Origin of the sequence: Rhizobacter sp. (genome assembly GCF_046595475.1) — a bacterium.
In the GTDB taxonomy this organism is placed as follows: domain Bacteria; phylum Pseudomonadota; class Gammaproteobacteria; order Burkholderiales; family Burkholderiaceae_C; genus Rhizobacter.
Map to the genome: position 1 here is coordinate 1 of NZ_JBKJOQ010000038.1, position 21,243 is coordinate 21,243.

At 67.4% G+C, this 21,243-nt stretch carries 24 protein-coding genes; 6 read left to right on the forward strand and 18 right to left on the reverse strand.

Going from position 1 to position 21,243, the window contains the following annotated elements; translation table 11 throughout:
* The 3 genes from AC30QB_RS06780 to AC30QB_RS06790 all read right to left on the reverse strand — a co-directional run.
* The coding region (locus AC30QB_RS06780; protein WP_489545429.1) for a chemotaxis protein CheB at positions 1–586 on the reverse strand (586 nt) is incomplete at its 3' end.
* 88 nt (positions 587–674) lie between these two features.
* A complete protein-coding gene (locus AC30QB_RS06785; protein ID WP_489545430.1) occupies positions 675–1,250 on the reverse strand; it encodes a PAS domain-containing protein in 576 nt (191 codons plus the stop codon).
* A 173-nt stretch (positions 1,251–1,423) separates the two neighbouring features.
* Positions 1,424–2,335: a LysR family transcriptional regulator gene (locus AC30QB_RS06790; RefSeq protein ID WP_489545431.1), complete on the reverse strand. Its 912-nt coding sequence runs from the start codon at positions 2,333–2,335 to the stop codon at positions 1,424–1,426.
* Between the two features lie 130 nt (positions 2,336–2,465).
* On the opposite strand from AC30QB_RS06790, the gene AC30QB_RS06795 reads away from it, so the two are divergent.
* From AC30QB_RS06795 to AC30QB_RS06810, 4 genes are all read left to right on the forward strand, one after another.
* Positions 2,466–3,941: an MFS transporter gene (locus tag AC30QB_RS06795; RefSeq protein WP_489545432.1), complete on the forward strand. Its 1,476-nt coding sequence runs from the start codon at positions 2,466–2,468 to the stop codon at positions 3,939–3,941.
* A gap of 112 nt (positions 3,942–4,053) precedes the next feature.
* Entirely contained in the window at positions 4,054–4,668 is a 615-nt protein-coding gene (locus AC30QB_RS06800) for a dihydrofolate reductase family protein (protein WP_489545461.1), read from the forward strand.
* A gap of 26 nt (positions 4,669–4,694) precedes the next feature.
* Positions 4,695–5,123, forward strand: coding sequence for a YybH family protein (locus AC30QB_RS06805; protein WP_489545433.1), 429 nt, complete (start codon positions 4,695–4,697; stop codon positions 5,121–5,123).
* Positions 5,124–5,155: 32 nt separating this feature from the next.
* Complete coding sequence (locus AC30QB_RS06810; protein WP_489545434.1) at positions 5,156–5,626, forward strand: SRPBCC family protein; 471 nt, start codon at positions 5,156–5,158, stop codon at positions 5,624–5,626.
* Between the two features lie 116 nt (positions 5,627–5,742).
* Here the strand turns inward: AC30QB_RS06810 and AC30QB_RS06815 are convergent, their stop codons facing one another.
* The gene (locus tag AC30QB_RS06815) at positions 5,743–6,159 is read right to left on the reverse strand and encodes a tautomerase family protein (RefSeq protein ID WP_489545435.1); all 417 of its coding nucleotides are present in this window, start codon (positions 6,157–6,159) and stop codon (positions 5,743–5,745) included.
* A 156-nt stretch (positions 6,160–6,315) separates the two neighbouring features.
* Between AC30QB_RS06815 and AC30QB_RS06820 the strand changes: the two genes are divergently transcribed.
* Complete coding sequence (locus tag AC30QB_RS06820; protein WP_489545436.1) at positions 6,316–6,915, forward strand: TetR/AcrR family transcriptional regulator; 600 nt, start codon at positions 6,316–6,318, stop codon at positions 6,913–6,915.
* Positions 6,916–6,933: 18 nt separating this feature from the next.
* Here the strand turns inward: AC30QB_RS06820 and AC30QB_RS06825 are convergent, their stop codons facing one another.
* The 3 genes from AC30QB_RS06825 to AC30QB_RS06835 all read right to left on the reverse strand — a co-directional run bounded on the left by AC30QB_RS06825 (position 6,934) and on the right by AC30QB_RS06835 (position 9,621).
* Positions 6,934–7,065 carry a hypothetical protein gene (locus tag AC30QB_RS06825; RefSeq protein WP_489545437.1) on the reverse strand — a complete coding sequence of 44 codons (132 nt, stop codon included), beginning with the start codon at positions 7,063–7,065 and terminating at the stop codon, positions 6,934–6,936.
* A gap of 92 nt (positions 7,066–7,157) precedes the next feature.
* A complete protein-coding gene (locus AC30QB_RS06830; RefSeq protein WP_489545438.1) occupies positions 7,158–8,609 on the reverse strand; it encodes a serine hydrolase domain-containing protein in 1,452 nt (483 codons plus the stop codon).
* A 196-nt stretch (positions 8,610–8,805) separates the two neighbouring features.
* Complete coding sequence (locus AC30QB_RS06835; RefSeq protein WP_489545439.1) at positions 8,806–9,621, reverse strand: YihY family inner membrane protein; 816 nt, start codon at positions 9,619–9,621, stop codon at positions 8,806–8,808.
* 148 nt (positions 9,622–9,769) lie between these two features.
* On the opposite strand from AC30QB_RS06835, the gene AC30QB_RS06840 reads away from it, so the two are divergent.
* Complete coding sequence (locus tag AC30QB_RS06840; protein ID WP_489545440.1) at positions 9,770–10,261, forward strand: DUF1499 domain-containing protein; 492 nt, start codon at positions 9,770–9,772, stop codon at positions 10,259–10,261.
* A gap of 18 nt (positions 10,262–10,279) precedes the next feature.
* Here the strand turns inward: AC30QB_RS06840 and AC30QB_RS06845 are convergent, their stop codons facing one another.
* From AC30QB_RS06845 to arsS, 11 genes are read right to left on the reverse strand one after another with little or no spacing between them, the layout of a single operon-like run.
* Positions 10,280–11,125: an S-methyl-5'-thioinosine phosphorylase gene (locus AC30QB_RS06845; RefSeq protein ID WP_489545441.1), complete on the reverse strand. Its 846-nt coding sequence runs from the start codon at positions 11,123–11,125 to the stop codon at positions 10,280–10,282.
* Between the two features lie 5 nt (positions 11,126–11,130).
* Positions 11,131–12,129 (reverse strand): metallophosphoesterase family protein, encoded by a 999-nt coding sequence (locus AC30QB_RS06850; RefSeq protein WP_489545442.1) that lies wholly within the window; start codon positions 12,127–12,129, stop codon positions 11,131–11,133.
* On the reverse strand, positions 12,126–12,932 hold the full coding sequence (locus tag AC30QB_RS06855) for a phosphonate ABC transporter ATP-binding protein (protein WP_489545443.1): 807 nt from the start codon (positions 12,930–12,932) through the stop codon (positions 12,126–12,128). The genes AC30QB_RS06850 and AC30QB_RS06855 overlap by 4 nt, the downstream gene beginning before the upstream one ends.
* Entirely contained in the window at positions 12,929–13,825 is an 897-nt protein-coding gene (gene phnE / locus AC30QB_RS06860) for a phosphonate ABC transporter, permease protein PhnE (protein ID WP_489545444.1), read from the reverse strand. Before phnE ends, AC30QB_RS06855 begins: the two co-directional genes overlap by 4 nt.
* A gap of 22 nt (positions 13,826–13,847) precedes the next feature.
* Positions 13,848–14,714, reverse strand: a complete 867-nt coding sequence (locus AC30QB_RS06865) for a phosphate/phosphite/phosphonate ABC transporter substrate-binding protein (protein WP_489545445.1) — start codon at positions 14,712–14,714, stop codon at positions 13,848–13,850.
* A complete protein-coding gene (locus AC30QB_RS06870) occupies positions 14,711–15,838 on the reverse strand; it encodes an FAD-dependent oxidoreductase (protein WP_489545446.1) in 1,128 nt (375 codons plus the stop codon). Before AC30QB_RS06870 ends, AC30QB_RS06865 begins: the two co-directional genes overlap by 4 nt.
* Positions 15,835–16,452, reverse strand: a complete 618-nt coding sequence (locus AC30QB_RS06875) for a TIGR04282 family arsenosugar biosynthesis glycosyltransferase (protein ID WP_489545447.1) — start codon at positions 16,450–16,452, stop codon at positions 15,835–15,837. The genes AC30QB_RS06870 and AC30QB_RS06875 overlap by 4 nt, the downstream gene beginning before the upstream one ends.
* The gene (locus AC30QB_RS06880; protein ID WP_489545448.1) at positions 16,449–17,123 is read right to left on the reverse strand and encodes a TIGR04283 family arsenosugar biosynthesis glycosyltransferase; all 675 of its coding nucleotides are present in this window, start codon (positions 17,121–17,123) and stop codon (positions 16,449–16,451) included. The genes AC30QB_RS06875 and AC30QB_RS06880 overlap by 4 nt, the downstream gene beginning before the upstream one ends.
* Complete coding sequence (locus tag AC30QB_RS06885; protein ID WP_489545449.1) at positions 17,120–17,902, reverse strand: DUF547 domain-containing protein; 783 nt, start codon at positions 17,900–17,902, stop codon at positions 17,120–17,122. The genes AC30QB_RS06880 and AC30QB_RS06885 overlap by 4 nt, the downstream gene beginning before the upstream one ends.
* Before the next feature lie 47 nt (positions 17,903–17,949).
* Positions 17,950–20,115: a dihydrolipoyl dehydrogenase family protein gene (locus AC30QB_RS06890; RefSeq protein ID WP_489545450.1), complete on the reverse strand. Its 2,166-nt coding sequence runs from the start codon at positions 20,113–20,115 to the stop codon at positions 17,950–17,952.
* The gene (arsS, locus tag AC30QB_RS06895; RefSeq protein ID WP_489545451.1) at positions 20,112–21,119 is read right to left on the reverse strand and encodes an arsenosugar biosynthesis radical SAM (seleno)protein ArsS; all 1,008 of its coding nucleotides are present in this window, start codon (positions 21,117–21,119) and stop codon (positions 20,112–20,114) included. Before arsS ends, AC30QB_RS06890 begins: the two co-directional genes overlap by 4 nt.
* Positions 21,120–21,243: the final 124 nt, after the last annotated feature.

Genomic DNA, 21,243 nt, shown 5'->3' on the forward strand with positions numbered 1-21,243 from the left:
CGGGCATGTCTGCGGGCAGCGCCACGATGTCGGCACAGGCGGCGGCGATGGCGCTGCGCGGCATCGAGTCGAACTGTGCCGACGAAGGCTCCTGCACGACGGTCAGGCCGCCCACGGTCTTCAGGGCCAGCAGCCCCAGCGTGCCGTCAGAGCCCATGCCCGACAGCACGACCCCAATGGCTGAGGCGCCCTGGTCGCGGGCCAGTGACGAAAACAGCACGTTGACCGGCAGCCGCATGCCGCGGGGTTCGGCGGGCGGTGTCAGGTGCAACATGCCATGCGCCAGGCTGAGCTCGGCGTTCGGAGGAATCACGTAGACATGGTCGGCCTCGACGCGCATCTGTTCGCTGGCTTCGCGGACTTTCAACGACGTCACCCGCTGCAGCAACTCGGCCAACATGGCTTTTTGCGTCGGGTCGAGGTGCTGAACCACGATGTAGGCCAGGCCCGACCTCGCCGGCACCCGGGCAAAGAACTGCTCGAGTGCCTCCAGGCCGCCAGCCGATGCGCCAATTCCGACAATGCCCACGATGCTCTGCACCGCCTCAGGCTGGCGCTTCGCGACGGGCGGTGGCAAGGAGCTCATGCCAGAGTGTGCCCTCTGTCAGCCTCCGGCCCGACGCAAATCGGGTGTCGGCTTGCCCTGAGCTTCAATGCCCAGCGGGGAGTGCAGGCTATGGCGCTGGCCCAGCAGGCACGAAGGCCATCAACACCCGCCCGTCTGCAGGCGTTGCAGTCGCCACGGCGTGCGCGTTGGCGCCACCGGCCCTGGATTGCACGGCGCAGGTTTGCCGGCCCTCGCCCTTGCGCAGGGCAGCGAGCAGGTCTCGGACCGCCGCGCGGCATTCAGGCGCCAGCAGGTCTTCGATGCGGCGACCCGCACACGCTTCCAGCTCACTTGCCTCGGGTGCGAGCCAGCTGGTGGCGATGCGGTTGGCGGCAATCACCAGGCCGTCGGGGTGTAGCGTCAGGTAAGCGAACGGCGCCAGGTCAAACAGCTCGGCGCTGTCAGACAGGTCTTCGGCGAGCTGTTGACGGTCTTGTTCGGCCTGTTCGTGTTGCAAGTCCAATTCCACCTGGTGCACTTGCAACTCGTGCAGGAGCTTGAGTGCGTCGCTTGCGGTTGCGGGCGCGGTGGCAAGACCATGCAGCAAGCTGAGCGCCGGCATGCCAGTGGTCCACCCTTTTGAGACGGGCGCGGTGCCCTTCTCAAGCCGTTCTTCCGCGCTTTGGCGCAACTTCAAGCTCATGGCAACCTCTGGCATGTGAGTCAGATTGGATTCTGTCCGAGTGTGGGCGTGGTGGGCCATACCGCATTCACAAATACTGGCGTGATTCCCTTGGCTTCGAGCGCAGATGCCGGGCTGTTGCCCCGCACTGCTTTGGAAATAGCTTGGACCCTCAATTCCGAGGCGTCTGTTCGCTAGCAGACAGACCGGGCACAAGGCTGCGCGCACGCGTCGCGTACGCAGCCGCGCAGCCAGCGGTGCGCGGCATCGGCTTCCAGCCGCGGGTGCCAGAGCAATGACACCGTGAACTCGGGCAGGTCAACAGGAAGCGCAAAGCTGTGCAGGCCGCTGCGCAGGTTGCCGGTGTGTCGCTCGGGCACGCTGGCGACCAGGTCGGTGGCGCGGGCGAGTGCCAGCGCAGCCGAAAAGCCGTCGACGGTGGTGACGATGTGCCGTACCAGCGCAAGCGGTTTCAAGGCGTCGTCGATAGGCCCTGTGGCGAGGCCCTGCCGCGACACCAAAATGTGCCTGCCGCCCGCGTAACGGGCCGGTGTGATCTCGCCCTGGCTCAGCGGGTGCCCCGTGCACACCACGCCGATGTAGCGGTCTCGGAACAAGGCCTGCACGCGCAGCTCGGGGCTGCTCGCCTGGCCCACGACACCCGTGTCCAGGTCAACGCTTCCGTGACGCAGCGGCGTGCTGTCTTTGCTGTGCTTTTGCACGAAGCGCAGCCGCACACCGGGTGCTTCTTCGCTCACGCGCGCGAGGAGGGCCGGGCCGAAGTTCTCCACGAAGCCTTCGCGCACCCGCAGCGTGAACGTTCGCACCAGTTGCTGGAGCTTGAGCTGCTCGGCCGGGCGCAGTACCGCCACGCCGTCTTGCACCAGCTGGCCGACCCGCTCGCGCAGCTCGAGCGCGCGGGGCGTGGGCACCAGGCTACGCCCGGCCCGCACCAGCAGCGGGTCGCCCGTGGCCTCACGCAATCGCGCCAATGCCCGGCTCATCGCAGAGGGGCTCAACCGCAGGCGCTGTGCGGCGCGCACCACGCTGCCTTCCGCGAGCAGCACGTCCAGGGTGAGCAGCAGGTTGAGGTCGGGTGCAGACATGCGCTGACCATAGCGCAGCTGGCAGTGACATGGCGTTTGGCGCACGCACAAGATGCATCTGACGCGCCTTCCGCCACGCGGGGTCAAGAACTACATTTTTTTGGCGACGCCGGCCCGGTGTCGATGAGAAATGGAGTTCAACTTGAAGCCCCTCAATGCAACACGAGACGAAGCCGCCACTGGGCATGAGGCATCGGCCGCGCCGGTCTGCTGGGTGCTCGCTGGCCTGTCCTTGTCGATGCTGCTGTCTTCGCTCGGCACCAGCATTGCCAACGTGGGCTTGCCAACCTTGGCGCAGGCGTTCAACGCCTCCTTCCAGCAGGTGCAGTGGGTGGTGCTCGCGTACCTGTTGGCCATCACCAGCCTGATCGTCAGCGTCGGGCGGCTCGGTGACCTCGTTGGCCGCCGGCGGCTGCTGCTGGTCGGCATCTTCGTGTTCACTGCGGCCTCGGCCTTGTGCGGCATCGCGCCCACGCTGGGGCTGCTGATCGGCGCCCGCGCGTTACAAGGCTTGGGCGCGGCCGCCATGATGGCCCTCACGCTGGCGTTTGTCGGCGAGACGGTGCCGAAGACCCGGACAGGCAGCGCCATGGGCCTGCTCGGAACGATGTCGTCTGTCGGCACCGCGCTCGGCCCCTCGCTGGGCGGTGTGCTGATCTCCGGGCTGGGCTGGCAGGCGCTCTTTCTCATCAATGTGCCGCTGGGTGTGCTGACGTTTCTTCTCGCGCACCGCCACCTGCCGCTGGATCGCCCGAAGCCGCAGGCCGACCGCGTGGGCTTCGACCATCTGGGCACGCTGCTGTTGGCGCTGACGCTCGCGGCGTATGCACTCGCCATGACGACAGGGCGCGGCAGTTTCGGGCTGCTCAACGTGGCACTGGCGATGGCGGCCGTGTGTGGTGCCAGCCTGTTCATGCGTTCGCAAGCCAGGGCTGCGTCGCCCTTGATCCCGTTGGCCCTGTTACGCCGCCCCGTGCTGAGCGCAGGCCTCGCCACGAGCGTTCTGGTCTCCACCGTGGTGATGGCGACGCTGGTGATCGGCCCGTTCTATCTCTCTCGGGCGCTCGGGCTCGACGCGACATGGGTGGGGCTTGTGCTGTCGGTTGGCCCGGCGGTCGCCGCGCTGACCGGGGTGCCAGCCGGCCGCATGGCGGATCGCGTTGGCGCGCATCGCACCATGCTCGTCGGGCTGGTCGCGATGGCCACCGGGTGCTTCGCTCTGGCCATGTTTCCGACTGCCTGGGGCGTCTTCGGCTACCTGCTGCCGCTAGCCGTCGTCACCGGCGGCTATGCGCTGTTCCAGACGGCCAACAACACTGCGGTCATGGCCGATGCGGGCGCGCAAGAGCGGGGCGTCACGTCGGGCTTGCTCAATTTGTCGCGCAACCTCGGGCTCGTCACCGGGGCGTCCGCCATGGGCGCTGTGTTTGCGGTGGCATCGGCTGCGGCCGATGCCACCGCGGTCGACATCGCCACGGCAAGCCCAGGCGCCGTGGCCGCAGGCATGCGCATCGCGTTCGGCGTGGCCGCGATGCTGGTTGCCGCCGCGCTCGCCATCACGACCGCAAGCCGCCGCAGCCAAGGCTTGCCTCACAGATCAGGCTAAATAATTGAAAGGCCTGTCGATTTGGCACTGCCTCGTTCGTCATACACAGACAACCTCACTCAGCCACGTTCAGGAGACGCTCGTGTCCAAGCTCAAGGTCCTGGCCTTTTCAATGTCCATCGACGGCTTCGGTGCCGGCCCGCAGCAAAGCCTGGAAAACCCGCTGGGGCAGGGCGGCATGCGGCTGCATGAATGGTTCTTCCCCACCCGCACCTTTGCGCAGATGCACGGCGGCGAAGGTGGCGTTACCGATGCAGACGACGTGTTCGCCCAGCGCAGCTTCGTCAACATGGGCGCTTGGATTCTGGGGCGCAACATGTTCGGCCCGGTGCGCGGGCCCTGGCCCGATGAAAGCTGGAAGGGCTGGTGGGGCGACAACCCGCCGTACCACGTGCCGACCTTCGTGCTCACGCACCACCGGCGCGACCCGCTGGTGATGGAAGGCGGCACGACCTTTCACTTCGTCACCGGCGGCATCCACGAGGCGCTGGAGCGTGCGCGCGATGCCGCGAAGGGCAAGGACGTGCGCGTCGGCGGCGGCGTGTCCACCGTGCGGCAGTACCTGCAGGCCGGCCTGGTCGACGAGATCCACCTGGCGATGGCGCCCACGCTGCTGGGCAGCGGCGAGCTGCTGCTGGCCGGCATCGATCTCACGGCGCTCGGCTTTCACTGCACCGAGCACGTGGCCACGGCCAACGCCCAGCACGTGGTGCTGACCAAGGGCTGAGGCCCGCTTCACCAAAGGAGACGCACATGCAAGAAGTCGAAGCCCAGGTAAGCCGTGTCTTGCAAGGCTACAAATCGGCTGTGTTCGCCCAGAACGTCGACGCCTTCGTCGCGCTATACGACGCTGACGTGCAGGTGTTCGACCTCTGGGGTGCGTGGTCGCACCGCGGCCTGGCCGCCTGGCGTGCGATGGCGACAGCTTGGTTCGGCGGCTTGGGCACCGACCGCGTGGTGGTCGAATTCAGCGAGGTGCAGGTGATGGCCGAGGGCGAGCTGGCTGTGGCCCACGCTTTTGTGAGTTACACCGCCATCGACCCTGACGGCGCCAAGCTGCGCTCGCTCAACAACCGTTTGACGGTGGCGCTCAAACCGGCAGGCGGCGTTTGGAAGATCGTGCATGAGCACACCTCGGCGCCGGTCGACTCCGAGACGGGCAAGGTGATTTTTCAGCGCTGAGCAACTCGTGCTCTTGGTTCAAGAGGAAGTACATGACCAACATGACGGCGAGGGGAAGACCCAGCCTGACCATCGTGCGCCGCTTGCACGCGCCGCCGACCACGGTCTACGCCGCACTCACGCGCCCCGAGATGATGGCGCAATGGTGGGGCTGTGAAGCGGCCGAGGTGCTGAGGGCTGAAGCCGACGTGCGGCCCGGCGGGCGGTTTCGCCTGATGTTTCGAACGCTGGGGGGTGTGGACTGCGATTGCAGCGGCGTCTACCGCGAAGTCGAGCGCAACTGCCGGCTCGTCTTCACCTGGCGCTGGACGCATACACCCGACGACGAGACGTTGGTGACCATGGCGCTGCGCCCGATTGCGCAGGGCACCGAGCTGACGCTCACGCACGCGCACTTCCATGACGACGCCACGCGCAGCGACCACCAGTCTGGTTGGACGGGGGAGCTGCACAGGCTTGAGCACTTGGTCAGTGCGCGTGCGCAGTGGGTCAGCTTGTCGTAAAGAACTCGGAATGGATCTGCGCGAACAGGGCGAAGTCGTGGAGGCTGAGGCCGTTCATGAGCGGCTGCTTGCTCGCTGGATGAGCAGGCATGCCTGTTGCGGTGGGCCTTGCGAGTTCAGCCTTGGCCAGCGGCCTCGATCAGCTCGTCATTGCTGTAGGCCTTGCCGGCTATGCCCCAACCGCCGTCGGCCGCGTATTTCACGTTGACCCAGATGTGCTCTCGCGGCTGCTTGCCATCGCAGGCCTCTTCGATGATGTCGGTCGCCTCTTTGATGTAGGCCGACTGCAGCTCGCGCGAGCCGAAGGCGAAAGAAGGTGTGAGCCACTCGACGATGGCCACCGGCGTGGGCTTCAGGCCGGAGAAGGTGCTGCCCGCCGGGATGACCTGCACGTGGCCGATCACGTTGGGGGTGAGGAACTTGTTGCCGGCCAGGCCATGCAAGCGCAAGAACGCTTCAGACAGCCGCGCGATGGTGGTGGCCTCGCGGTGCTTGGGCAAGACGCCTTCGGTAACGATGAGGGTGAGAGGCATGTGAAAACTCCGAGGGTTGAGTGGTGATGGCTAGAGACAGGCTGCCGCGGCCGCAACAGGCACGGTCATTTAAATAACGACCGTGATTTGAGAATACATAACGAACGTTATGCCGTCAACTACAATCGCCACCACTGCAGCAAATAGAGGAGCGCCATGTCGTCCAGGGCCGAGCAAAAGGTGTTGACGCGCCAGCGCATCGTCGAGGCGGCCGGGCGCGGGTTTCGCAAGGGCGGCTTCGGCGGCCTGGGGGTGGACGGGCTGGCCAAGGAGGCCGGCGTCACATCAGGCGCGTTCTATGTGCACTTCGACTCGAAGACCGACGCATTTCGCGAAGCCGTGCGCCAAGGCATGCAAGAACTGAGGGGTGGCGTGCTGCACTTTCAGGCCGAGCACGGCAAAGCGTGGTGGGCCGAGTTTGTGCGCTTCTACCTGGGCTTCAAGCGCACCTGCGATCTCTCTGAAAGCTGCACGCTGCAAAGCCTGTCGCCCGAAGTGGGGCGGGCCGACACGGCATCACGCGAGGTTTTCGAGGTTGGCCTGCGCGAGGTGGCCGAGGCCATGCTTCAAGGCCCGCGCTCTCCCGGCGCACCGCGCGATCTCGACGCCGCCTGTGTGGCGCTCGCCTCGCTGATCGGCGCGGTCACGCTCGGTCGCGCGGTCAACAGCCCGGCCTTTTCGGCTCAGATTGCGCAGTCGGTGGGGCGCACGCTGCTCGGCGCGCGCACTGAGCGCGGGTCAGCCAGCCAGCGCTGAGCGCTGGCGCTGGGCCGTTCAGGCGGCTTTCTGCTTCGGCGCGGCGGTCTTGGGCGTGGCGGGCGCGCTTGGCGGCTTGCCCTCCTTCTTCAGGGCCTTGGCTCGTTTCTGCTTTTCACGGCGAATGCCGCGGTCTTTGTCTGCGCTCATCTGGGTCTCCGGTGGGTTGGTGGGTGGCCATCGCCGTGTGAGCTTTGGCCGGGCCCCGGTTGTACCAGACAGATCACGGGCCGGCCCGGTGCTCACCGCTCGCAAACACCTTCGAATTCGGCCTTGGGGCCTCGGTTGCTCTTGAAGACCACCCCCACCCGCGGGCCTTCAAACGTGAGCGTGGTGTGGGCCGACACCCCTTCGGCCACCCAGCGCCAGGCGATGGCGAGTGTGTGCTCGTCGACCCACTGCGCGCGGGCGGCCACCAGCGGGTCGCCGGGCGGCTCGCTGGTGTGAAACGTGCTGTCCAGCCCGACGGGGCCGCTGATCTGTTGCCGGCCGCGGGGCCCCACAAAGGCCGTGTCGTGGCGCAGTGAGCTGCCTTCCCACGTCAGGCACAGCGAGTTCATGCCCGCGCCGTTGGGTGAGAAGGTGTAGCGCTGGCCCGAGATGCGCGTGGCCGTGTGCGGCATTGGGGGCACCGGCTGGGGGGTTTGCGTGGCCACCGCGCGCACGCTTTCGGCCAGCCGAGCTTGCGCCGCCGGGTGGTCGGGCGCAGGCCCGTCGCTGACGACCGCTGCGACCACGGTGTCGACCAGGGTGGCGAGGGCGTAGTGCTTGCGGCCGGTCACGACCACCACCATGTCGAGGTCGGGCAGCACCATGATCAGCTGCCGCAAGAAGCCGACGGCCATGTAGGCGTGCTTGGTCGGCATGCTCCACCAGCCCTTGGCGTAGTGCAGCGATGGCGTGGTCCCCATGTGCATGTCGACGCTGGCGTGCGCTATCGTTTCGACCCAGCCCGGCGGCAGCAGCTGCTGGCCGTGCCACTGCCCGCCTTGCAAGTAGAGCTGGCCCAGCTTGGCCATGTCGCGTGGCTGCATGAAGACGCCATAGCCACCAATCGACAAGCCCTGCGGGTCGGTTGGCCACACCACCTCGCCCATGCCCAAGGGGTCGAACAGGTGCCGGCGCGCAAACGCCTGGGCGTTGAGGCCCGTGGTCTTGCTCAGCAAGGCCGACAGCAGCTGCGAGTTGCCACTGTTGTAGTTGAAGCCGGTGCCGGGCGGCTGCGCCATGGGCTGGCCGAGCACGAAGCGCTGCCAGTCGGGGCTTTGCTGCATCTCGATGGCGCTGAGCGGTTGGCCGCCGAGCGGCTCTTGCCAGCGCAGGCCCGAGGTCATGTCGAGCAGGTGCTCGATGGTGATGGTGCGCTTGGCTTCGTCAGCCTGCGAGGTGGGGTCTGCAGGCAGCAGATCGAGTATCGGTTGGTCCAGCCGCCCGACCAGGCCTTGCTGCTGCGCCATGCCCACCAGCGTGCCCATCAAGCCCTTGGTGGCTGAGTTGATGAGGTGCTTGAGGCCAGCGCGAAACGGCGCGTAGAAGGCCTCGGCGACGATGCGGCCGTGGCGCAGCACGAGCAGGCTGTCCAGGTCATGGGCCGTGCCGAAATCGACCAACCGCACCAGTGCGTCTGAGCACAGGCCCTGCGCTTCAGGTGCGGTGGTTTCCCATGGGAATGGGGGTGAGGGTGGGGGTGTCATGGCAAGGGTGTTGTCGGCAGGCGAGGGCTTGAGTCGGGCGCGATGATGCACATGAATGAAGGGCCGTTCAAGCGGCCCGTCTTCCGTTCGGGCTGAGCCCGTCGAAGCCAGCGCCGTGCGGCGCGCACCCTTCGACAAGCTCAGGGCGATCGGGAAAGCAGGCCGAAGCCGATCGGCCTGAGCCAACAGCCTTGCCTCAGCCCTTGCTGCCTTCGCGCGGTTTGCCTTTGCCCAGGTTGGCGGCAATGAGGGCCGCGGCCAGTGTCACGAGCCACGAAAAATACACCCACAACAGGAAGACGGGCAAGACCGCGAAGGTGCCGTACACGGCCTTGTAGGTGGGCAGCTTGACCAGGTAGGCCGCGAAGCCGCGCTTGCCCAGCTCGAACGCGATGCTGGCGACGAGGCCGCCAACGATCGCGTCACGCCAGCGTACCTTGGTGTTGGGCACGAAATGAAACAGGCAGCTCAGGCCGACGAGGCTCAGCGCCACGGGGCCCATGTTCAACACGAACCGGGCCGAAGGCGGCAGGCTGGCGATCAGACCTATCGAGGCACCCAGCACATACGAGGTGGCCCACAGGCTCAGGCCCAGCGCGGGTGGGCCCGCAGCCAGCATCAGCACGTACAGCGCGACTCGTTTGAAGAAGGGACGGTTGCGCTTCACGTTCCAGATCTGGTTGAGCGCGTTTTCAACCGTGAGCAAGAGCGCCACCGCGGCCACCACCAGGAACAAAGAACCCACCAGGGTGAGGCCGCTTGCGTTGGCGGCGAACTGGTTGAGGTACTTCAGCACCGCGCGCGAAATGTCGGCCGGTAGCAAGCTCTTCAGCAGCACGTCTTCGATCGCGTCTTCAAGCCGTTGGAAGATGGGGAAGCGCGTGAACAGCGCAAAGCTCACCGCGAGAAGCGGCACGATGGACAGCACGGTCGTGAAGGTCAGGCTGCCGGCGATCTGGGGCAGGCGCTCTTTTCTGGCGCGGCGGATCGTGAGTCTGGTCAGGTTGAGCATGGTGAGCCTGCGTAGAACGGGTGAGTCTGCACCAGGCTTGCGCAAACGCTCGATCTCTAGCGATGGGGGGCTCGGCGGGCTTGGCAGCACGGGTCGGGCAAGATCCATTCAGTACCATTGAGGTACTTGACTGCCCCGGAGTGTCGCAATGTTGATCTTGAAATGGCTGGTGATCGTGCTGATCGTGTTGGTGGTGGCTGCCGTCGCAGCGGGCCAGGCGGGCTTGCTCCAGGGCAAGGCGCCGGCTGACCTGGGCCCGCACGGCGGAAAGCTCAAACCCCCCTCTCTCACTGAAAACAGCGTGACCAGCCAGGCCACGCTGTACCCCGACCACCCACAGCGCACCTACGCCGAGATCACGCCCTTGGCCTTGCGTGGCGACGGCCCGGCGACCCTCGCCAAGCTCAAAGGCGTGGTGGAAGCGATGCCCGGCGCCAAGGTGATCAAGAGCGAGCCCGACTATCTGTACGCCCAGTACACGACGCGCTTGATGAAGTACGTGGACGATGTGGAGTTCTGGTACGACCCTGCGGCGCAGGTGATACAGGTGCGCTCTGCATCGCGTGTAGGCCGAAGCGACCTGGGCGCGAACCGCCAGCGCGTCGAGGCTGTGCGGCGCGCGCTCGCCGGGCAACCCTGAGCGGGCGCTGCTGCGCCCTCAGCGCAGCAGCACGTCCATCCACGCCTTCTGAGCAGGGGTGAGCGCGTCGAGCGGTGTGAGCATGGCGCTGGCCAGGGCCGTGCGTATGGCGGGCTCGGCTTGCACGGCCGGCTGCGCGGCCAGGTGGTCCAGCAGGCGGCTTGCCTTCTGCAGGCTCTTGCCATACAGCTCGAAGATGGCGGACACGCTCACGTGGCGCGACGGGTCTTCCATCCAGCAGTCGTAGTCGGTGACGATGCCCACGGTGGCGTAAGCCATTTGCGCCTCGCGCGCCAAAAACGCTTCAGGCACGTTGGTCATGCCCACCAGGTGGCAGCCCACCTGGCGCATGAAGAGGCTCTCGGCGCGCGTGCCCAGGCGCGGCCCTTCCACGCAGGCGTAGGTGAGGCCGCGGTGCAGGGTCACGCCCAGGGCCTGGGCCGAGGCGCAGACCGCATCGACCAGCGCGGTGCTGACCGGGTGGGCGGTGGACACATGCGCCGCCACGCCGCCGCCGAAAAAGCTGCGCTCGCGGGCACCGCGCGTCCAGTCGAAATACTGCTCGGGCATGGCCAGGTCGCCGGGTGCCACATGCTCGGCCAGGCTGCCCACCGCCGAGAAGCCCAGCACGCCGGTGGCGCCTGCGCGCTTAAGCGCGAAGATGTTGGCGCGGTAGTTCACCTCATGCGGCAGCAGTCGGTGGCCGGCGCCATGGCGCGCCAGAAACAGCAGGGCCTGGCCCCCCATGCGCCCGCGCAGCACGGGGCCGGAGGGCGCGCCGAAAGGGGTGTCGGCGTCCAGGCGTTCTTCTATCTCCATGCCGGCCAGGTCGTACAGGCCGGTTCCTCCGATGATGGCAAGCATGGGGGTCAATCCTCCGATGAGATCAAGGCGTGGGTGAGGTCGTAGTCTGGGCCGGCGGCGATGCGATCCCAGTACGAAGCATGTGCGTCGCTGTGCTCGGGCCACTGCTGCAAGAACTGCGCGGCCCAGCGCGTCGCGTCGTAGCGTATCTCGATGGCGTCGAGGTGGACACCCTCGCGTACCAGCCCCAGCACCCGCTCGGGACCGTCGAAGGGGCGCAGCGCCACACGCGTCAGCAGGCCCGTGTCGCGGCCGCGGAAGTTGGGCATGCCGGCTGCGCCGTTGTTCAGCACGATGGGCGTGAAGCGGCGCTGCGCCATGGGCAGCGAGTGAAACACCGGCAGGCAGGTGTGGCTGCAGGCAAAGGCATCGACCTGCGCCGCATCGAACCAGCCGCGCACGGTCTGGCGGTGCGCGGCGTCGTGCAGGTGTTCTTGCGCAAAGCCCCAGCCGGCCAGGCTTTCGGCGTCACCGTGGACGATGGCGACGCGGCAGTCGCCCACGTTCACCCGCAGGGTCATCGGCAGCGTGGCCAGCTGTTGCGTAGTCTGCAGGCAGGCCTGCCCGGTGGCGCGCAGCCGCTGCATGATGCGGTTGGATCGGGCCACCACCTGCTCGCCCACCCAATCGGGGTAGGCGCAGCCGCAACCGGCATCGTCTGCCGCGTCACCCGTGGCCGCCAGCTCGGTCTCGACGTTGCCGCGCAGCGCGTCGAACGCCAGCACGCGCTGGTTGATGCGCTCGAAGAGCGCGGGCTCAATGTTGAACCAGTTGAAGTCGCCGTTGAAGACCAGCCGCTTGGGGCCGCGCTCGCGCTCGAACAAGGCCAGCACGGCATCGAGCGCGGGCTCGTTGCCGTACAGGCCACCCACCACGTAGAGCACCTCGCACACCGCCTCTGCCGGCCGGGCGAAGCTGCTGGGTGCGTAGCGGTAGTGCAGGGGGCAGCTGCGCCCGGCGCTGGCGGTTGCTGCCGGTGGTTCGGTCAGGGTGATGTGCGTCATCGGGGCGTGGTCATCGGTCTGGCAAGTTGATTCGTGTGGGGCTTCGGGTCTTGCGTGTCGTACAGCTCGGCCAGCATGCCGGGGGTCAGTGTGGCCACCGGGCCGTCAAACACAACGCGACCTTGCCGCAAGCCGATCACCCGCTCGGCGAGCTGGGGCAGCAACTGGGCCTGGTGCACCACCGCCACCAGCGTGGTGCCCGGCAACCCTTCGCGCAGCAGGCGGCAGATGTCGGCGGCTGCCGCCGGGTCGAGGCTGGCCGTGGGCTCGTCAGCCAGGACCAACCTGGCCTGCTGCATCAGCAGGCGCGCCACGGCCACGCGCTGGCGTTCACCGCCCGAGAGGCGGTCGGCCCGTTCATCAGCCTTGTGCCGCAAGCCCACGGCGGCGAGGGCCTGCAGTGCCTGCGCCGTCTCGGTGGGGGGGAAGCAACGGGCCCAGCTGCGCCAGCCGTGCAGGCGCGCCATAGCGCCGATGAGCACGTTTTCTTGCGCGCTCAGGCGCTGCACGAGGTGCAGGCCTTGCAGCACTTGGCCGACCTCGCATCGCAGCTGCCGCAGCGCTTGCGCGGCCATGTGCGGCCTGACGTGGCGCCCCAGCACGCGCAGCTCGCCTTGCTGGGGTGTGGCAAAGCCGGTAAGGCAACGCAGCAGCGTCGATTTGCCCGCGCCGTTGGGGCCGATGATGGCCACGCGCTCGCCCTGGGCGATGGCCAGGTGCGCGATGGTGAGCGTTGTGCGCCCGTCTGGCGCCACGCAACGCAGCGCGTTGATCTCGATGGCGGGTGCGCTTTGCGGGGTCACAGCAGCGCCTGCCGGATGCGCCGGCTGACGGCATCGAACAGCGTCACCATGGCGATCACCACGAGCAAGATGGTGGCCAGCCGCCCCCACTGAAACAGCGAGGTGGCCTCGGAGATCAGGAGCCCCAACCCGCCAGCGCCGATCAGGCCGAGGATGGTGGAGTCGCGGATGTTGTACTCCCAGATGTAGAGGTGGTTGGACACGAACTGCGGCAACACCGCTGGCCACACCGCGTTGAAGAACACCTGCACCGGGCCGGCGCCGGTGGCGCGCACGGCATCGACCGCGCCCATGTCCAGCGCCTCTATCGATTCGGCGTAGAGCTTGCCGTAGGTGCCCATCGAGTGCAGCGCAATCGCGAGGATGCCGGCCGTAGGCCCCAGGCCGACGATGCCCACCAGCACCAGGCCGAACACCAGCGTGTGAATGGCGCGGGTGACGTTGAGCACGCCGCGCGCGGCCCACGCCAGCGGGCGGGGCGCCGCCAGATTCTTGGCTGCCAGCGCGCCAAACGGCAGTGCCAGCACGGCGCCCAGCAGCGAGCCCAGCGTGGCGATTTGCAGCGTGACCCACGCCGCCGCCGCGAGCGCCTGCACAAACGCGCGCTCCACGGCGCGGCGGTCTTCCACGCGCAGCAGTTGCCCATCGTCGCTGCGAAATTCGAGCCGGGGCGAGCCGAACCACACGTCGAGAAAACTCGGGTGGCTGAACTCGCCCACCGACTTCACGAAGTTGGCCCACGGGTGCCGCCCCATGGAAAGCTCACCCGCCGACCACAGGCTGCCCAGACACAGCGCCACCAGCGCAGCGTAGAGCAGCACCAGCGCCAGAAAGCGCACCCGGCCCGGCGCGCGGGCAATGCGCCAGGGCATCAGGGCCGCGGGCGCATTCATACCGGCGTGGCCGCGGTTGCTGTCACTGCGGCAGCAGCTTGCCGGTGGCGAGGCCGGCGTCGCGTATCGGCTTGTAGAACGCATTGCCTGTGCTCACGAAGCCGGTGTAGTGCGGCGGCAGCAGGCTGGGCTGGGCCTTGAGTTGCTCACCCACCTTGGCCAGTGCGCCTTGCAGGCGCGCGACGAAGGCCTTGTCGGCGTACAGGGCCTCGCTCACCGCCAAGGCATCGTTGGGCAGTGGGGGCGATTGCCAGATCACCACCGAGCGCTCGGGCTTGATCAGGCCCTGCTCGATCATCGCGTTGCGGTTGCGGTTGTAGTCGGCCCCCGCGTCAAGCTGGCCCGCGGCCACTTGGGTTTCGATGGCCTGGTGCTTGGTGTGCAGCACCTTGGAGAAATAGGTGTCGGGGTCGATGCCCTGGGTCATGAAGTAGTGCAAGGGGATCAGGTAGCCCGAGGTCGAGCCCTTGTCGCCGAAGGCAAAGGTCTTGCCCTTCAGGTCGGCCACGGTCTTGATGCCCGATTCGGGGTACGTGATCATCAACGCAAAGTATTCGGGCTTGCCGTCGTAGAGGATGGTCGAGACCACTTGCGCCCGCGCCGCATGGTTGGCCAGCACATAGCCCCAGGGGCCCATCAGCGCGAGATCGGTTTCGCCGTTGGCGAGCGACTTGGCCAGGCCTTCCCAGGTGTCGACCGTGCGCAGCTCGACCGGGCGACCGAGCTGGGCCGCGAGGTACTGCGCCAGCGGTTTGTAGGTGGCGTCGTTGCGCTCCTTGTCGGGCTGGAACAGGCCCACACCGAGCTTGAGTGGCGCGGTCTGCGCCGAGGCGCCGAGCAGGCTGCAGCCGAGTGCGAATGCGGCCAGCAGGCGGGGGATCATCTTCATGGGGTTGGCTCCGTCGGTTCAGGGTGAAGCACGCGCGAAGGGTGCGAGAAACGTGCAAGAAAAGCGCGGTCGATTTGGTCTTTCCAGCGCCACGCCCAGCGGCCCTGGGCGGACCAGCGGCCCCACGAGGCGATGGCGCGGCCGTCGGCAGTTGCGAGCAGGGCCAGAAACCGGTGTTGTGGCGCATACGCGGTGGCGTTGCCCACGCCGAGTGCGGCACGCAGGTTGCGCGAGAGCGCCGGCCCCATGCGCACGGCATAGACGCCGGCCTTGGGCAGGGGCGGTGCCCAGTCGGCGCAGTCGCCCACGGCAAACACCTGCGGGTGAGAGACGCTGCGCAAACCCTCATTCACCTGGATGAAGCCGCGCTTGCTCACCGCCAGGCCGCTCTCGCGCTGCCAGCCATGCGCCTGCGCGCCGGTGGCCCACAAGAGCAGGTCGCTCGACTGCCCCGCGGTGTCGTCGTATGTGCTGCGCAGTTGTGGGGTCACACCGGCCCGCGTGAGCGCCGCCTGGGCGGCGCGCGCGGCACCCGGCGCGAGGTCGGGCAGGAGCTGGGCGCCACGGGTGATGAGCCCACCGTGCACCGCGCGGCCGGGCCGCAAGGCGCGCAAGTGGGCCAGCACGGCCAGCAAAGCCTCCACCCCACCGGCGCCGCCGCCGATGGCCGTCACGGTGAGTGGGTCGTCAGCCGTGGTGTAGCGCGGCGTGGCGAGCAAGTCGCTCCATGCCGCGTGCAGCTCGCCCAGCGGGCGCAGAGACAGCACCTGCGCGCCTGCGGTGGCACTGGGCGGGGTGAGCGTGGAGCCCACGTTGAGCGACAGCAAGTCGTAGCCGATGGCCGAACCACTGCGCAGCTGCACCTGCTGCCGCGTGGCGTCCAGCGAGACCAGCTCGTCGATCACCAGCCGCCCACCGGCCTGGGCCAGGAGCGAGGAGAAGTCTATGCAGATTTCTTCGTAGCGGTAGGTGCCCGCCAACCAGCCCGGCACCATGCCGGAGTACGGCGCCAGTGCGCTGGGCGACACCAGCACCAGCTCACAGCCCGGCACGGGCGAGGTGATCCAGTCTTGCACCACTTGCGCGTGCGCATGGCCGGCGCCGATCAAGAGCAGGCGTTTCATGTTGGCAGCCAGCCGGCGGGCAGGTGCACCAGGTCGGCGGGCTCGTCGATGTCGGCCACGGGGGGGAGCTCGATGTGTTGCAGGCCCGCGGCCTTCAAGCGCACGCGTGTATCGGCCATCACGCGGGCCGTGCTCCAGGCCATGTGATCGAACAGGCTGGGCGCGGGGCGGCGCAGGCCGATCAGCGCATAGCCGCCATCCAGCGCGGGCACGAACACCGCGTCGGCCTCTTGCAGCGCTTGGGCCGCCAGTCGCAGCATGGCGGCGTCGAGTGCAGGCGCGTCGGTGCCTATCATGAGCGCTGCGCGACCGGCTGCCAGGTGGCGCTCGAACGCACGCGCCATGCGCGCGCCCAGGTCGCCTTCGCCTTGCACCGACAGGCTCACGCCCCCGGCTGCGGCATGGCGCGCGAAGGCCGGGTGGTCGGTGTCGGGCGCGCAGCACAGGTCTATGCTTGCCGCGCCGGCCCCCAGGCCATGTGCGAGCGTGGCATCGAGCAGACGCTCGGCGAGGGCCGCTGCGCCCTCGGCGCCCAGCGCAGGCATAAGGCGCGTCTTGGCGTAGCCGGGGCGTGGCGCCTTGGCCATGACGATGAGGCTGCACGGCTCGATCATCGGTACGCCTTTGCCAATTCTTCGGCCGGCGCACCGCGCCAATAGCGCCAGCGCAAACGCCACATCAGCACGATGGTGGGCCACACGCCGCGTGCTTCCCAGCGTCGGCCCGAGGTTTGTACGCAGGCGCGCAGGCAGGCAGGCCGCGCGATGGCGCGCAGGCGGCGCGAAAGCTCTATGTCTTCCATCAACGGTTGATCGTTGAAGCCGCCCACGCGCTCGAAGACATCGCGTCGCACGAAGATGGCCTGGTCGCCGGTGGCGATGCCGCTCCAGCGCGAGCGCCAGTTCATGAAGCGCGCGATGACCGGGAACATGAGCGAGCTGCCGGCAATGCGCACGTCGAATCGACCCCACACGGCGCCACCCGCGATGGCAGCCAGCACCAGGCGCGCGGCGTCGGGTGGCAGCTGCGTGTCGGCGTGCAGAAACAGCAGCACCGTGCCTTGCGCCAGCGCTGCGCCGGCGTTCATCTGCCGCGCTCGGCCTCGGGGCGAGACGATCACCTGGTTGGCGCGCGTTTGGCAAAGCGCCGTGGTGCCATCGGTGCTGCCGCCATCGACCACGATCAACTCATGGCCGTCGCTGCGCAGAGGTGCGAGGGCGTGGAGCGTAGCCGCGACCCCCGCGGCTTCGTTGAGCACCGGCACGATGACGGAAAGGGCCCTCATGACTTCACGTCGTTGAGTGCCCAGTCATAGGGCAGGTACACCACCGGCGCTTGCCGTGCGCGTATGCGCGCGCGGTCGGCCGGCGCGTCGGCCAAGGCGTCGGCATGCTCGGCGAAGAATCCTTCGAGCGTACCGATGCCTTTGTGGCCCGCGCGAAAGTCATCGCCGTACCAGTCGAAGATCTTCGACACCTCCAACCGCTGCTGGGCCGCACTCCAGCGGTTGCGGCTGCGGTCGGCCATGAAGCGCGCGGCCTGTTCATTGAGCTGCGCATCCAGCCGCTCGGCCACGAAGGCTTCTTCGCGCAGCATTGGGCAGCTGACCGACGCGCAATTGACGGCGAAGTGAATGCGCGGGTCGTCATAGCGCCCCGGTGCACGCAACATGCCGTGCTCGATTTCATCCAACGAGCGGGTCGCACCCAGCAGCGGCACGAAGGCTTTCTTCCAGGGGCTGCTCAAGAAGCCGCCCAGCTCTTTGATCGACGCGAGCTGCGGGTAGCGCCCCAGTACCAGCTCGACGGTGAAGGCGTTGTAGGCATTGATGAGAAACGCCATCTGCTGCGGCTTGGTGAACCCGGCAAAGGCCGGCGCGCCCGCCGCAGACAGCGAGGCCAGGTAGGCCTGCAGCGCCGCGCGGTCGGTGGCCATGCCCGCATAGCGCAGCTGCGAGGCCTGGCCGCCGCGCAGGAGCAGCACATGCTTCTTCAGCAGCGCTGACCATGCCGCGTGTGAATGATCGAAGGCCTGTGCCGCAGCCGGCCACGCAAGCGCGGCCATGCTGGCCAGCACAGTGCGCCGGGAAAGGCTGGCCCTGCGCTCTGCGCTCACCCACGCTCCCAGGCGTGGTAGCGCGCCACCCAGGCCAACAAGCGCTTAGGTGCGTGCGCGCGCTTCCATTCACCGGCCACGTACTTGTTGGCTTCGGCCAGGGTGGGGTAGGTGTGTATGGTGCCCAGAATCTTGTTCAAACCCAGGCCATGCTTCATGGCCAGCACGTATTCGGCGAGCAAGTCGCCCGCGTGTTCGCCCACGATGGTCACGCCCAGAATCTTGTCTTTGCCGGGCACGGTGAGCACCTTCACATAGCCCTCGGTGGTGCCGTCTGCGATGGCGCGGTCGAGCTCGTGCAGCGGGTAGCGTGTGACTTCAAAGGCCACTTCTTTTTCGGTGGCTTCGGCTTCCGACAAACCCACGCGGGCCACCTCGGGGTCGGTGAAGGTGGCCCAGGGGATCACCGAGTAGTCGGCCTTGAAGCGCTTGAAGCGGCCAAAGAGGGCATTGACCGCCGCATACCAGGCCTGGTGTGCCGCCACGTGCGTGAGCTGGTAGGGGCCGGCCACGTCACCCACGGCGTAGATGTTGGGGTAGAGGGTTTGCAGATAGGCGTCGGTCTCCACGGTCTTGCGGTCTGTGAGCGGTATGCCCAGCTCTTCCAGGCCGAAGCCCGTGACGCGCGGGCTGCGGCCCACGGCGCACAGAAGCTCGTCGAACTCGATGGCGCGCTCGGTGTCACCGTGTTTCACGATCAGGCGCTTGGTGTCGCCATCACGTTCGCAGCGCAGGGCCTTGTGCCCGGTGAGCAACTGCACGCCGTCGGCCTGCAGTGCGGCGGCCACCAGTGTGGCGGCGTCTTCGTCTTCGCGCAGCATGATGCGCGGCGCCATCTCGACCTGCGTGACTTCTGACCCCAGCCGGGCAAAGCTTTGTGCCAGCTCGCAGCCGATGGGGCCGCCGCCCAGCACCACCAGGCGCCGCGGTAAGGCGGTGAGGCCCCACACGGTGTCAGAGGTGACAAAGCCCACGTCGGCCAGCCCCGGGATGGGCGGCACGAAAGGGCTGGCGCCGGTGGCGATGACGATGCTGCGCGTGGTGAGTGTTTGCGTGCCGGCGTGGGTGGTGATCTCCACGCTCCAGGGGGAGGTGATGCGCGCCTGGCCTTGCACCACATCGACCCCGAGCGCCGTGTAGCGCTCTACCGAATCGTGCGGCTCGATGTCGTTGATGACCCGCTGCACGCGTGCCATCACGGCCGGGAAGTCGACCTCGGTCTTCGCGCTGTGCAGACCCAGCGCAGCGGCGTCACGCATCTGGTGCGCCAGCTTGGCCGAGCGGATCAGCGCCTTGCTGGGCACGCAGCCGAAGTTGAGGCAATCGCCCCCCATCTTGTGCCCCTCGACCAGCGTGACGCGGGCCTTCACCGTGGCCGCGATGTAGGAGGTGACCAAGCCCCCCGAGCCTGCGCCGATGACCACCAGATTGCGGTCGAACCGACGTGGCTTTTGCCACTTCGCATACACCTTGCGCCGCCTGAGCGCGTTGACGATGCCCTTGCCTATGAGCGGCAACACCCCCAGCAGCGCAAAGCTCAGCAGCAGGCTCGGCGAGAACACGTCAGACAGGCTGCGTATGCCTGCCAACTGCACGCCCGCGTTCACGTACACCACGGTGCCCGCCAGCATGCCAAGCTGGCTCACCCAGTAGAAGCGAGTCGCTGGGATGTTCGTCAGGCCAGCCAGCAGGTTGACCAGGAAAAAGGGGAACACCGGCACCAAGCGCAAGGTGAGCAGGTAAAAGGCACCGTCACGCTGCATGCCTTCGTTGAGTGGGCCTAGCTGCTTGCCAAAGCGCGCCTGGATGGTGTCGCGCAGCAGGTAGCGCGCGCCCAAAAAGGCCAGCAAGGCGCCGATGCTCGATGCGAACGACACCACCACCAGGCCCACAGGCAGGCCGAACATGGCCCCCGCCGCCAGCGTCAAGATGGTGGCGCCGGGCACCGACAAGGCGGTGGCGATCACATAGCCCACGAAGAAGGCCGCCAAGACGACCACGGGCCGAGCCCGGTAGTAGGCCTGCAGCGATTGCTGCTGGTTTTTAAGCGATTCGAGCGTGAGCAGTTGCCCCAGCCCGTAGTGGCGATAGAGCAAGACCGCGAGCACGGCCAGCGCCGCCAGCGCCAGCCAGCGGATGTAGCGGGGGCGGGCGGGCGTCACGCGGCGCTCGCGTGTTGCGCGCTGTCGGTGGATGCGGCGGTCGCTTCGAGTGCGCCGCCGCAGCTGCTGCCCTGGCCTGCGGTGCAGCCATAGCAATGGTCGGCCACGCGGATCGACTCACCCACGCCGCTGCTGGCGAGCAGGTCTCGCACATGCGGGCGCGCTCGGCCTTGCAGCCGGGCGTGCAGGCCCAGCATCTGGTTGAAGTCGCAGTCGTAGAGGTCGCCCTGCCAGTCCACGCTGAGCAGGGTGTTGCACATCACCGTGCCCAGGTTCTCGGGGCGGTAGGCGTCTTTGAGCAACTGCAGATAGGTCTGGAACGTGCCTTTGGAGACCAGCGTGCTGCCGAATCGCTGGATGGGCATGTTGGTCAGCGCAAACAGCTGGTTGAAGCGGATGCCGAAGTGCTGCATCAGCTCACGTTTGTAGTCAGCTTCCAGCGCGCCTTGTGGCGGCGGCAGCGACGCGCCTTGCGGGTTGTAGACCAGGTTGAGCACCAGGGCCGAGCCCTCGGCGCCATAGCCCAGCGCGTTGAGCTGCTGCAGGCCCGCGATGCTGCGGTCAAACACGCCCTCGCCACGCTGGCGGTCGACGTTGGCGACCGAATAGCAGGGCAGCGAGGCCACCACTTCCACGCCTTGCGCGGCCAAGAACTCGGCCAGGTCTTCATGCCCGGGCTCCGACAAGATGGTGAGGTTGCAGCGGTCGATCACCCGCACCCCCGCGTTGCGTGCCGCCTGCACCAGCCGGCGGAAGTGTGTGTTGAGCTCAGGCGCGCCACCGGTGAGGTCCAGCGTCTCGATGCGGCGTGCGCGCAGCACCTGCAGCAGCAGGTCGACGGTGTCGCCGTCCATCATTTCGGTTCGGTTGGGGCCTGCGTTCACATGGCAGTGCAGGCAAGTCTGGTTGCAGCGGTAGCCGAGGTTGACCTGTAGCGTGTCGAGCCGCGCCCGCTTCAAGGCAGGGAAATCGGTCTTGGTCAGCAGGTGTACGGTTTCGTGCATGAAGATTCCTCAGGGTCGGTGCCAACGTTGCAGGGCTCTGCACGGCTAGGCTTGGTCGTTTTGACGTGGCAGATGGTTACACCGGCGCGCAAAAAAATGCGTTTCCACCCGGCGTAGCGATGCT

Excerpts from the sequence above, each read along its gene's own strand:
- AC30QB_RS06790 (WP_489545431.1), bottom strand. The coding sequence starts at position 2,335 with ATGTCTGCACCCGACCTCAACCTGCTGCTCACCCTGGACGTGCTGCTC.
- AC30QB_RS06820 (WP_489545436.1), top strand. The coding sequence starts at position 6,316 with ATGTCGTCCAGGGCCGAGCAAAAGGTGTTGACGCGCCAGCGCATCGTC.
- AC30QB_RS06850 (WP_489545442.1), bottom strand. The coding sequence starts at position 12,129 with ATGACGCACATCACCCTGACCGAACCACCGGCAGCAACCGCCAGCGCC.
- AC30QB_RS06865 (WP_489545445.1), bottom strand. The coding sequence starts at position 14,714 with ATGAAGATGATCCCCCGCCTGCTGGCCGCATTCGCACTCGGCTGCAGC.
- AC30QB_RS06825 (WP_489545437.1), bottom strand. The coding sequence starts at position 7,065 with ATGAGCGCAGACAAAGACCGCGGCATTCGCCGTGAAAAGCAGAAACGA.
- AC30QB_RS06785 (WP_489545430.1), bottom strand. The coding sequence starts at position 1,250 with ATGAGCTTGAAGTTGCGCCAAAGCGCGGAAGAACGGCTTGAGAAGGGC.
- AC30QB_RS06885 (WP_489545449.1), bottom strand. The coding sequence starts at position 17,902 with ATGGCCGCGCTTGCGTGGCCGGCTGCGGCACAGGCCTTCGATCATTCA.
- AC30QB_RS06840 (WP_489545440.1), top strand. The coding sequence starts at position 9,770 with ATGTTGATCTTGAAATGGCTGGTGATCGTGCTGATCGTGTTGGTGGTG.
- arsS (WP_489545451.1), bottom strand. The coding sequence starts at position 21,119 with ATGCACGAAACCGTACACCTGCTGACCAAGACCGATTTCCCTGCCTTG.
- AC30QB_RS06800 (WP_489545461.1), top strand. The coding sequence starts at position 4,054 with ATGTCCATCGACGGCTTCGGTGCCGGCCCGCAGCAAAGCCTGGAAAAC.
- AC30QB_RS06835 (WP_489545439.1), bottom strand. The coding sequence starts at position 9,621 with ATGCTCAACCTGACCAGACTCACGATCCGCCGCGCCAGAAAAGAGCGC.
- phnE (WP_489545444.1), bottom strand. The coding sequence starts at position 13,825 with ATGAATGCGCCCGCGGCCCTGATGCCCTGGCGCATTGCCCGCGCGCCG.
- AC30QB_RS06810 (WP_489545434.1), top strand. The coding sequence starts at position 5,156 with ATGACCAACATGACGGCGAGGGGAAGACCCAGCCTGACCATCGTGCGC.
- AC30QB_RS06875 (WP_489545447.1), bottom strand. The coding sequence starts at position 16,452 with ATGATCGAGCCGTGCAGCCTCATCGTCATGGCCAAGGCGCCACGCCCC.
- AC30QB_RS06795 (WP_489545432.1), top strand. The coding sequence starts at position 2,466 with ATGGAGTTCAACTTGAAGCCCCTCAATGCAACACGAGACGAAGCCGCC.
- AC30QB_RS06830 (WP_489545438.1), bottom strand. The coding sequence starts at position 8,609 with ATGACACCCCCACCCTCACCCCCATTCCCATGGGAAACCACCGCACCT.
- AC30QB_RS06805 (WP_489545433.1), top strand. The coding sequence starts at position 4,695 with ATGCAAGAAGTCGAAGCCCAGGTAAGCCGTGTCTTGCAAGGCTACAAA.
- AC30QB_RS06845 (WP_489545441.1), bottom strand. The coding sequence starts at position 11,125 with ATGCTTGCCATCATCGGAGGAACCGGCCTGTACGACCTGGCCGGCATG.
- AC30QB_RS06880 (WP_489545448.1), bottom strand. The coding sequence starts at position 17,123 with ATGAGGGCCCTTTCCGTCATCGTGCCGGTGCTCAACGAAGCCGCGGGG.
- AC30QB_RS06815 (WP_489545435.1), bottom strand. The coding sequence starts at position 6,159 with ATGCCTCTCACCCTCATCGTTACCGAAGGCGTCTTGCCCAAGCACCGC.
- AC30QB_RS06870 (WP_489545446.1), bottom strand. The coding sequence starts at position 15,838 with ATGAAACGCCTGCTCTTGATCGGCGCCGGCCATGCGCACGCGCAAGTG.